The following is a 9,393-nucleotide window of genomic DNA, read 5'->3' as shown; positions in this document are numbered from 1 at the left end:
CTCGTCGAGGCGGGCACCCGGCGCCGCGTGCTGCTCACCGAGCTGGCCCTGGTCGTCGGGCACGCCGACGCCGGACGGCTAGAGAGCGAGCTGAGGTCACGGGGGGTGAGCGTCCTCGACGTGGAGTACGGCGCGTCCGTGCGACTCCTGCTCGGGTCGACCGACCCTTCGGTCGTGACCGCCCAGGTGGCGGCGCTCACGGGTGGCGCGGGCGTCGTCGAGCGCGTCGGGGAGCGCTGGGTGTGAGATCCCGTCGACGGGGCGGGAATTCTGTACGGATTGCTACGTTGTAATGGTGTAATCACGTAATACCTCTTCCAAGGAGACCACCATGAACACGCACGACGACACGCACGACGAGACACACGAGGACAGGCACGAGGGCGCCGGCCGGGGCCGCGGTCGCCGCGGCGAGGGTCGCGGCCGCGGGGGCGAGGGTCGCGGTCGCAAKGGCGGGTGGCAGGTCGCGGACCTGCCCGACGCCGGCGACGCGCAGGACTGGTTCGCCGGGCGACTGCCCGACGCCTGGTTCGACGGCATCGAGGTGAGCGTGGACCGCGAGGAGATCGTGGTCCTCGGCGCCCTGGCCGCCGACGGAGGGGACGAGGTCTCCACCGCCGCGGCGGAGGGCCGGATCGGTCGCTTCCGCTCCGAGACCCGTGAGCAGCGGATCGAGATCGCACTCGAGGCGCAGGCCCGCTACCAGCGCAAGGTGTCGTGGGGCGCGAGCCTCGGTGGCACCACCGCGCTCTTCACCCACGTCGCGGCACCGGTCATGACCCGGCTGCGGCAGCCCGAGCGGCAGGTGCTCGACACCCTCGTCGACGCCGGGGTCGCCCGGTCGCGATCCGACGCGCTCGCGTGGTCGGTCCGCCTGGTCGGCGAGCACGCCGACGAGTGGCTCGGCCAGCTCCGGGACGCGATGTCGGAGGTCGACAAGCTGCGGGGCGAGGGCCCGGCCCTGTGACCGGCTGATGACGGCCTCCCCGGCCCGTCGCCCCCGTCGTACGTCGACGAGGCGCGGCGGGCCGGTGCCATTTCCGCGAGCCGCTGTCTAGGGTCGGCACGTGTTCTGGATGAGTGCCTTCATCGACGTCCCCGCGAAGTCCTTCGAGGAGACGGTGACCTTCTGGGCCGCCGTCACCGGGTGGGAGCCCTCCGCGCGCCGCGGTGCCGACGGCGAGTTCCTCACCCTGGTGCCGGGTGGCGGCGCCGACGATCACCTGCGCATGCAGCGCCTCGGGTCGGGCGAGGCCCGACTCCACCTCGACGTGCACGTCGCGGACCCGCGGGCGGCGGCCGACCGGGCGGTGGACCTGGGAGCCACCGAGGTGACCGACGAGGGGTACGTCGTGCTGGAGTCGCCCGGCGGGCTGACCTTCTGCCTGGTCTCGCACCCGGCGTCGCGCCCCGCTCCGCCGTCGCGCTGGCCGGACCTGTCCACCAGCCTGGTCGACCAGGTCTGCCTCGACGTGCCGCGGTCGGCGTACGACCGGGAGACGGGGTTCTGGATGGAGCTCCTCGGCTGGGAGCGGGCGGGGTCGTCCTTCGCCGAGTTCGAGCGGCTCGTGCGTCCCGACGGCCAGGCGCTGCGGATCCTGCTCCAGCGCCTCGACGACGAGGACGGGCCGACCCGCGCCCACCTGGACCTCGCGTGCAGCTCGCGCGACCGCGAGGTCGTCCGGCACGCCTCGCTCGGTGCCCGGGTCGTCGCCGAGCACGAGAGCTGGACCGTGCTGGTGGACCCGGCGGGCCTCCGCTACTGCCTCACCGACCGGTCGCCGTCGTGACCGGCGTGGGGAGCTCGAGCCCGAGGTGCGACGTCGACCAGGTTCCCCGCGTGAGCACCGACGCCCTCCGCGGCCTGGCCGACCTCGCCCGTGACCGCACCGCCCGGGAGGGGCTGGAGGCGCAGCTCGTCGTCGCCCGGCAACGACTGGAGGACACCGAGCAGCGCGCAGCCGCCACCGTCGACGCCCTGGCCGGGGAGCTCGCCGACGTCGACCGCCTGGAGTCGATGTCGATGACCCGGATCCTGGCCGGGCTGCGGGGCCGCCGCGACACCGACCTCGACCGCGAGCGGTCGGAGGCACAGGCCGCGCAGTACGCCGCGGCCGAGGCGGAGGCCCGCCGGGCCGCGGCCGATCGCGAGGTCACCGACCTGGTGGTCCGCATCAACGCCCTCGGTGACCTCGGTGCCCGTCGCGAGGCGCTGCTCGCGCAGCGGGAGGCCGAGGTGGCCGCTGACCCGGCGTCGGCGGTGGTGGCCGGCCGTCTGACCGAGCTGGCCGCCGCGCTCGGCACCCACGAGGCCGAGCTGGAGCAGCTCGACGAGGCGGGCGCCGCCGCACACCACGCCCTCGGCGCCCTGCACCATGCGGCCGAGCACCTCGGCAGCGCCGGCTCCTGGTCGACGTACGACACCTTCTTCGGCGGCGGGATGGTGAGCGACATGATGAAGTACGACCGCCTCGACAGGGCCGGTCAGGTGATCAGGCAGGCCGACGCCGCGCTCGGCCACCTCGCCACCGAGCTCGCCGACGTCGGACTGCACGCCGTCGGCGGCATACAGGTCGACCAGATGACCCAGTTCTTCGACGTGTGGTTCGACAACATCTTCAGCGACTGGGCGGTCCGCGACCGGATCCGGCAGGCGTCGGACAAGGTGCACACCGCCACCGTGGGCGTGGGGGAGACCGTCGAGGTGCTCGTCCGGCGGCGTGACGTGGCGGTGGAGGACCTGTCCCGGCTCCGCGCCGAGCGCGAGGAGCTGCTGAGCGCCTGACCGCCGCGACTGCTCCTGCGATCGATCCCTACGAGACGGCAGCGACGTAGACCCAGCGCCCGCCGCGGCGCTCGAAGGTGCTGCGCTCGTGGAGCACCCCCGGACCCGCCGGCGACTCGTAGTGCGCCCGGAACTCCACCTCGTCGCCGCTCGCGTCGAGCACCTCCAGACGGGTCCAGGTCAGCAGCGGGTCCGGCTCGACGTCGTCGGGTCGGGTGCGTGGGTGCCACGTCCGGAACACGTGGTCGCCCTCCCCGAGGGCGTACGCCGAGAACCGGGAGCGCATCAGCTCCTCGGGGGTCGAGGCGAGCGCGGTGCCCCGGTGCAGCGGTCCGCAGCACGCGTCGTACGAGGATCCGGAGCCGCACGGACAGGGTCGGGTGAGAGCCACGCGGTCGACCCTACGGCCGGGACCGGAAACCCGGGTGCCGGTCGCGACGGGCCCCGCTAGCGTGCCCGTCATGTCGAGCTACCCGCAGGACCCGCCCTTCGCCGCCGACGAGACCAGCATGCTGCGAGGCTGGATCGACTACTACCGCGACACGATCCGCGCGCAGACCGGCGGTCTCGACGCCGACCAGCTGTCCGCCACCATCCCCGGTCATCCCGCGGTCATGACGCTCGGCGGGATGATCAAGCACCTCGCCTTCGTCGAGCAGTGGTGGTTCACCATCGCTCTGCACGACCGGCCGCCGGCGGGCTTCTGGGCCGACGTCGACTGGGAGGCCGACGAGGACTGGGACTGGAGCTCGGCCCGCCACGACACGCCGCAGGAGCTGCGGGAGATGTACGACCTCGAGGTGGCCCGCGCCGACACGGCCCTGGACGAGGCGCTGGCCACCGGCGGCCTCGACCAGCCGGGCCGCCGGCCGCGCAGCGACGGCTCGGTCGCCACGCTGCGCTGGATCATGGTGCACATGGTCGAGGAGTACGCCCGCCACGCCGGGCACGCCGACCTCCTCAGGGAGTCGGTCGACGGCACGGTCGAGCTCTGAGGGCCCGAGCCTCGGTCGGGAGCCGGGACCGCGTCAGGTGAGGTCCTGGTGCAGGCACAGGATGTTGCCGTCGGGGTCCTTGAACCACGCGGCCCGCTCGCTGCCCGTCTCCGCGACGTGGTCGACGGTCGTCAGCTCGGGCAGGTCGTAGTCCTCGAAGACGACGCCGCGACCCTCGAGGGCGCCTATCTCCTTGGAGACGTCGTCCACCTCGAAGCTCATCGCCGTGCTCTCCGACGGATGGCTCTCGGGACGGGGGAGGAGCAGCAGCTGGGAGTCGCTGCCCACGGCGAACGCGGCACTGCCCTCGTCGTTGGTGCCGGTGAACTCGAGCCCGAGTGAATCGCGGTAGAACTGGGTCGATCGGGCGACGTCGGTGACCGGGATCATCAACGCCACCCCGCTGCGTGCGAGCGACATGGTGGCCTCCTTTGGCTCCTCCCATCGTGCGCCTCCGCCGGACCGCACACCATGGCGAAGCTGGACCAGCACGCTCGATCCACCCGCCCGGACGCGTGATCTGGTCCAATGGCCTCGTGACCGAGAAGATCCGCGTGTACCTGCTCGACGACCACGACGTCGTCCGTGAGGGCCTGAAGTTCCTCCTCGAGCGCCAGGAAGACATCGAGGTCATCGGCGACTCGGCCTCCGCGGTGGAGGCCACCGCCCGCATCCCGGCCCTGCGCCCGGACGTCGCCGTCCTCGACGGTCGCCTCCCGGACGGGTCCGGGATCGAGGTGTGTCGCGCGGTCCGTGCCGTCGATCCGACGATCCGGGCCCTCATCCTGACGTCGTACGACGACGACGAGGCGCTCTTCGCCGCGATCATGGCGGGGGCGTCGGGCTACGTCCTCAAGGAGATCCGCAGCAGCGACCTGGTGACCGCCGTGCGCCAGGTGGCGGCCGGCAACTCGCTCATCGACCCGACGCTCACCGCACGCGTCCTGGAGCGGGTGCGTCACGGACCCGCGACCGCCCCGGAGCTGGCCGAGCTCACCGAGCAGGAGCTCAAGCTGCTCGGCCTGATCGCCGAGGGGCTGACCAACCGCCAGATCGGCGAGCGGATGTTCCTGGCCGAGAAGACCGTGAAGAACTACGTCTCGAGCATCCTGGCCAAGCTCGGCCTCGAGCGGCGTACGCAGGCGGCCGTGCTGGCCTCCAAGCTGCTCGGTCCCGAGGCCTGAGGACCTTCGGCGTCGGCCTGGGGACCTCGTCCCCTGACCGCCGACCTCCTGCGGGAACGAGAGTGGAGGTGCATCGAGCACCATCACCCATTCAGTTCTGGAGGGATCGTCATGGCCGTCATCCATCGCCACCACCACATCACCAGTGAAGGCGTCACCACCTCGGAGACCACCGAGACGGGCATCGGCCTCGACCGTTCGATCGCCGCGCTGCGCCTCGCGTTCGGCTGGACGTTCCTGTGGGCGTTCCTCGACAAGACCTTCGCGCTCGGCTGGGGCACCGGGTTCGACCAGGAGGGCAACCTCGACCGCTTCGGCCCTGCTGCCTGGATCAACGGCGGCAGCCCGACTGAGGGGTTCCTCACCTTCGGGGTGCCGGAGGGCAACTGGTTCAAGGGCACCTTCAACTCCATGGCCGGCCAGGCCTGGGTCGACTGGTTGTTCATGATCGGCCTCCTCGGGATCGGGCTGACCCTCTTGCTCGGCGTGGGGATGCGGATCGGGACCGCGGCCGGCGCCCTGATGTACACCTTCATGTACGCCGCGTCCTTCCGGCTCGAGAACAACCCGTTCGTCGACGACCACCTGATCGGCATCATCGCGATGGCGGTCCTGTTCTTCGCCGGTGCGGGTGCCACGTGGGGCCTCGGCAGCCACTGGCGGCGGACCCGCATGGTCCAGAAGTACCCCGTCCTGACCTGAGCCCCGCTCCGCAGCACGACCCGACCCGCCCGGACGTCCGGGCGGGTCTCGTCATGTCCGAGGGTCGAGCGGGACGGGCTCAGTCGAGCGGGACGCGCCACACGAGGATCGTGCCGCGGGGCGAGCCGGGGCGCACCTCCAGCGTCCCGCGCAGGTCGGTGGCCCGGCGACGGACGTTGCGCAGCCCGCTCTCCGTGACGTCCACCGGCAGGCCGGACCCGTCGTCGGCCACGGTGAGGACCAGCTCGTGGGGACCCACCTGCACCTCGACCTCCGCGCTCGCGGCCAGGGCATGACGCGCGACGTTGGAGACCGCCTCCCGCAGCACCGGCAGGAGCTGGGCGGCGACCGCTGCCGGCACGGCGGTGTCCAGCGGACCCGAGGTACGCACGACGGGCCGGAAGCCGAGCACCGGGACGTACTCGCTGACCAGGCTGCGGACGTCGGCGCGAAGGGAGGCCCGGTGCCCGTCCTGCAGCTCGAAGATCGTGCCGCGGATCGCCTTGATCGTGTCGTCCAGGGCCGAGACCGCCTCGTCCAGTCGGCGCGTGATCTCGGGGGAGTCGGCCATCGCGGCCACCCCTTGGAGCTGCAGGCCCGTGGCGAAGAGCCGCTGGATGACGACGTCGTGCAGGTCGCGCGCGATGCGCTCCCGGTCGGAGACGAGGGCCAGCTGCTGCCGGTCCGCGACGGCCTGCCCGCGGTCCAGGGCCAGGGCCGCCTGGTCGGCGAACGTGGCGAGCAGCTCGCGCTCGTTGGGCTCGTGCAGTGGTGAGGTGTGGTCGAAGAGTGCGGCCAGGGCGGTCACCGGGGCCAGGTGGGCCCGGACCGGGATGACCACCGCGTCGACGCCGTCGAGGTGGATCAGCAGTGGTGGAGCGGTGACGTCGAGCTCGGGACCGTCACGCACCATCTCGGAGAGCTCGCGGAGCAGGTCGTGGTCGGACCCGTCGGCAGCCACGGTGTCGTCGTCGGCGGAGTCGGGGGCGAGGAGCGCGGTGGCGCGGGCCCCGGCCACGGCGCGGGCGATGTGCGCGATCGTGGACAGCCCCCGGCCCTGGTGCACGGGGGGCTGGAGGGCGACACCGAGCTCGGCCGTCGCCTCCAGCCAGCGGCGCCGGCGCTCGCTGAGGCCGTAGGTGCGCGCGTTGTCGATGACGAGCCCGGCGGTGCGGGCCAGCGCCTCGACCAGCTGCTCGTCCTCCTCGCTGAAGGGCTGCCCGTCGGCCTTCTCGGTGAGGTAGAGGTTGCCGAAGACCGTGCCCCGGATGCGCACCGGCATCCCGAGGAAGGTGGTCATCGGGGGATGGTTGGGCGGGAAGCCCACGGACCTGGGATGGGCCGCCAGGTCCACCAGACGCAGGCCGGACGGGTCCTCGATGATGACGCCGAGGATGCCGTCGCCGTGCGGGAGGTCGCCGATCAGGGCACGGGTCGCCTCGTCCAGGCCGGTGGTCAGGAACTCGAMCAGCCGGCCGTCTGAGCCGATCACCCCCAGCGCGCCGTACCGGGCACCGGTGAGCTCGGTGGCCGCGACGACGATGCGCGTCAGCACGCTGTTGAGGTCCAGGTCGCTCGAGATCGCGCTCACGGCGTCGAGCAGGGCCTGGGCGGGCCCCGCCAGGGACGGGTGCCCCGAGGACAAGGTCGCGGTCATCTCGACAGTGTGTCCCGACTCCCGGTCCGCGTCAGGCGGATCACGGGACACGTCACGGGACACCTCACAGGACACGGCTGACCGGGAGTGTCTCCTCCAGGTCCCAGCCGTCACCGAGGCGCCGCCCGGTCACCTCCGTCAGGGGGATGCGGAGGTAGAGCGAGCGACGACCGGCTGCCCACGGCCGAGGCAGGATCCGCACCAGGGTGCGGAGCTCGGTGGGGTCCTCGACCGGCTCGGCGCGACCGCGGACCACGACGCTCCACCCCCGTTGCCGGGCGTGCTCGACGTGGTCGACCTCGAAGGCGAGCAGGCTGTCGCGGCCGTAGGTGCCCAGGAGGCTGTACGGCGTCGTGCACACGACGACCGAGCTCTCGCTGATCGAGTAGTTCATCGGGATGATGTGCGGACCCGACGGCGCCGCGATGGCGACCCGCCCGACGATGCCCCGTCGGAGCAGGGTCTCGCACTCGCTGCGACTCAGCTCCCTCAGCTCGGCCATGGCACGCCTCCGGTCTTGTCCTCGGTGCCTTCCAACCGCCTTCCATGCTCGTCCGGTCCGAGCGCGACCAGCAGGGCCGTTGGTCCCGACCCGGGGTGCCTTGTGCGCCGGGCTAGCGTGGTCGGGGTGACCGAGACTGCATCCACCGCACTGCCCCGCACCGTCGGCGAGCTCCGCGCCTCCGGGCACGAGTTCAAGACCCTCCGGCACGAGCTGCGCGACAACCTGCTCGCGCGCCTGCGTGACGGGATCGACCCGTGGCCGGGCCTGCACGGCTTCGAGGACACCGTCATCCCGCAGGTCGAGCGGGCGCTGATCGCCGGTCACGACATCGTCCTGCTCGGTGAGCGGGGCCAGGGCAAGACGCGCCTGTTGCGCACCCTCGTGGGCCTCCTCGACGAGTGGTCGCCGGTGATCTCCGGCTCCGAGCTGGGGGAGCACCCCTTCGAGCCGATCACCGTGCAGTCGAAGCAGGCCGCGGCGGCGTACGGCGAGGACCTGCGGGTCTCGTGGCGGCACCGCGACGAGCGGTACGCCGAGAAGCTGGCCACCCCGGACACCTCGGTGGCCGACCTCATCGGCGACGTCGACCCGATGAAGGTGGCCGAGGGCCGCTCGCTGGGAGACCCCGAGACGATCCACTTCGGGCTCATCCCGCGCAGTCACCGCGGCATCGTGGCCATCAACGAGCTGCCCGACCTCGCCGAGCGCATCCAGGTGGCGATGCTCAACGTCATGGAGGAGCGCGACATCCAGATCCGCGGCTACGTGCTGCGGCTGCCGCTCGACGTGCTCGTCGTGGCCAGCGCCAACCCGGAGGACTACACCAACCGCGGACGCATCATCACCCCGCTCAAGGACCGTTTCGGCGCCGAGATCCGCACCCACTACCCCACCGAGCTCGAGGCGGAGGTCGCGGTCATCCGTCAGGAGGCGACCCTCCAGGCCCACGTCCCCGACCACATCGTGGAGATCCTCGCCCGCTTCACCCGCAACCTGCGCGAGTCCGGCAGCGTCGACCAGCGCTCGGGCGTCAGCGCCCGCTTCGCCATCGCCGGCGCCGAGACGATCGCGGCCGCCGCGCTGCACCGCGCGACCGTGCAGGGCGAGGACCGTCCGGTGGCACGGATCGTCGACCTGGAGACCGCCGTCGACGTGCTCGGCGGCAAGGTCGAGTTCGAGACCGGCGAGGAGGGGCGCGAGTCCGAGATCCTCACGCACCTGCTGCGCACCGCGGTCGCCGAGACCGTCCGTCAGCACCTGCGCGGCATCGACATGGCGCTGCTGGTCGACGCCATCGAGGCGGGCTCGATGATCACGACCGGCGAGCAGGTCAGCGCCCGCGACTTCCTGGCCGGGCTGCCGGTGCTCGGTGAGTCCGACCTCTACGACCAGGTCACCGACCGGCTCGGTGCCACCGACGACGGCGAGCGGGCCTCGGCGATCGAGCTCGCCCTCGAGGGGCTGTACCTAGCCCGCAAGGTCGGCAAGGAGACCGGTGGCCGGGAGACCGTCTATGGGTGAGCACTCCTCGGTGGAGGTCGCGCTGCGGCCCGGCACGTCGGAGG

Annotated in this window: 12 protein-coding genes; 8 read left to right on the top strand and 4 right to left on the bottom strand. The window is 72.2% G+C overall.

Annotation, left to right across the window (positions count from 1 at the left end):
* The 4 genes from AC1DQF_RS20075 to AC1DQF_RS20060 all read left to right on the top strand — a co-directional run.
* Positions 1-246: DUF1949 domain-containing protein (locus tag AC1DQF_RS20075; RefSeq protein ID WP_477526995.1), on the top strand; the 246-nt coding region annotated here is incomplete at its 5' end.
* Positions 247-331: 85 nt separating this feature from the next.
* Positions 332-967, top strand: coding sequence for a hypothetical protein (locus tag AC1DQF_RS20070; RefSeq protein ID WP_477526994.1), 636 nt, complete (start codon positions 332-334; stop codon positions 965-967).
* 109 nt (positions 968-1,076) lie between these two features.
* Positions 1,077-1,790 carry a VOC family protein gene (locus AC1DQF_RS20065; RefSeq protein ID WP_477526996.1) on the top strand — a complete coding sequence of 238 codons (714 nt, stop codon included), beginning with the start codon at positions 1,077-1,079 and terminating at the stop codon, positions 1,788-1,790.
* Between the two features lie 50 nt (positions 1,791-1,840).
* The gene (locus tag AC1DQF_RS20060) at positions 1,841-2,785 is read left to right on the top strand and encodes a hypothetical protein (protein ID WP_477526993.1); all 945 of its coding nucleotides are present in this window, start codon (positions 1,841-1,843) and stop codon (positions 2,783-2,785) included.
* 28 nt (positions 2,786-2,813) lie between these two features.
* Here the strand turns inward: AC1DQF_RS20060 and AC1DQF_RS20055 are convergent, their stop codons facing one another.
* Complete coding sequence (locus AC1DQF_RS20055; RefSeq protein ID WP_477526992.1) at positions 2,814-3,176, bottom strand: YchJ family protein; 363 nt, start codon at positions 3,174-3,176, stop codon at positions 2,814-2,816.
* 70 nt (positions 3,177-3,246) lie between these two features.
* Between AC1DQF_RS20055 and AC1DQF_RS20050 the strand changes: the two genes are divergently transcribed.
* On the top strand, positions 3,247-3,780 hold the full coding sequence (locus AC1DQF_RS20050) for a DinB family protein (RefSeq protein ID WP_477526991.1): 534 nt from the start codon (positions 3,247-3,249) through the stop codon (positions 3,778-3,780).
* Positions 3,781-3,813: 33 nt separating this feature from the next.
* Here AC1DQF_RS20050 and AC1DQF_RS20045 read toward each other — a convergent pair whose 3' ends face one another.
* Positions 3,814-4,200: a VOC family protein gene (locus AC1DQF_RS20045; protein WP_477526990.1), complete on the bottom strand. Its 387-nt coding sequence runs from the start codon at positions 4,198-4,200 to the stop codon at positions 3,814-3,816.
* 116 nt (positions 4,201-4,316) lie between these two features.
* On the opposite strand from AC1DQF_RS20045, the gene AC1DQF_RS20040 reads away from it, so the two are divergent.
* Together AC1DQF_RS20040 and AC1DQF_RS20035 are read left to right on the top strand one after the other, a co-directional pair.
* Positions 4,317-4,964 carry a response regulator gene (locus AC1DQF_RS20040; protein WP_477526989.1) on the top strand — a complete coding sequence of 216 codons (648 nt, stop codon included), beginning with the start codon at positions 4,317-4,319 and terminating at the stop codon, positions 4,962-4,964.
* A gap of 111 nt (positions 4,965-5,075) precedes the next feature.
* Entirely contained in the window at positions 5,076-5,666 is a 591-nt protein-coding gene (locus AC1DQF_RS20035; RefSeq protein ID WP_477526988.1) for a hypothetical protein, read from the top strand.
* 79 nt (positions 5,667-5,745) lie between these two features.
* Here AC1DQF_RS20035 and AC1DQF_RS20030 read toward each other — a convergent pair whose 3' ends face one another.
* The gene (locus AC1DQF_RS20030) at positions 5,746-7,323 is read right to left on the bottom strand and encodes a GAF domain-containing sensor histidine kinase (RefSeq protein WP_477526987.1); all 1,578 of its coding nucleotides are present in this window, start codon (positions 7,321-7,323) and stop codon (positions 5,746-5,748) included.
* Between the two features lie 64 nt (positions 7,324-7,387).
* Positions 7,388-7,825: a pyridoxamine 5'-phosphate oxidase family protein gene (locus AC1DQF_RS20025; RefSeq protein ID WP_477526986.1), complete on the bottom strand. Its 438-nt coding sequence runs from the start codon at positions 7,823-7,825 to the stop codon at positions 7,388-7,390.
* 126 nt (positions 7,826-7,951) lie between these two features.
* On the opposite strand from AC1DQF_RS20025, the gene AC1DQF_RS20020 reads away from it, so the two are divergent.
* Positions 7,952-9,349: a MoxR family ATPase gene (locus AC1DQF_RS20020; RefSeq protein ID WP_477526985.1), complete on the top strand. Its 1,398-nt coding sequence runs from the start codon at positions 7,952-7,954 to the stop codon at positions 9,347-9,349.
* The last annotated feature ends 44 nt before the right edge of the window (positions 9,350-9,393 follow it).

The sequence above is a fragment of the Nocardioides sp. P4_G4 genome (genome assembly GCF_056401085.1).
This window is presented reverse-complemented; position numbering and strand designations above follow the sequence as displayed.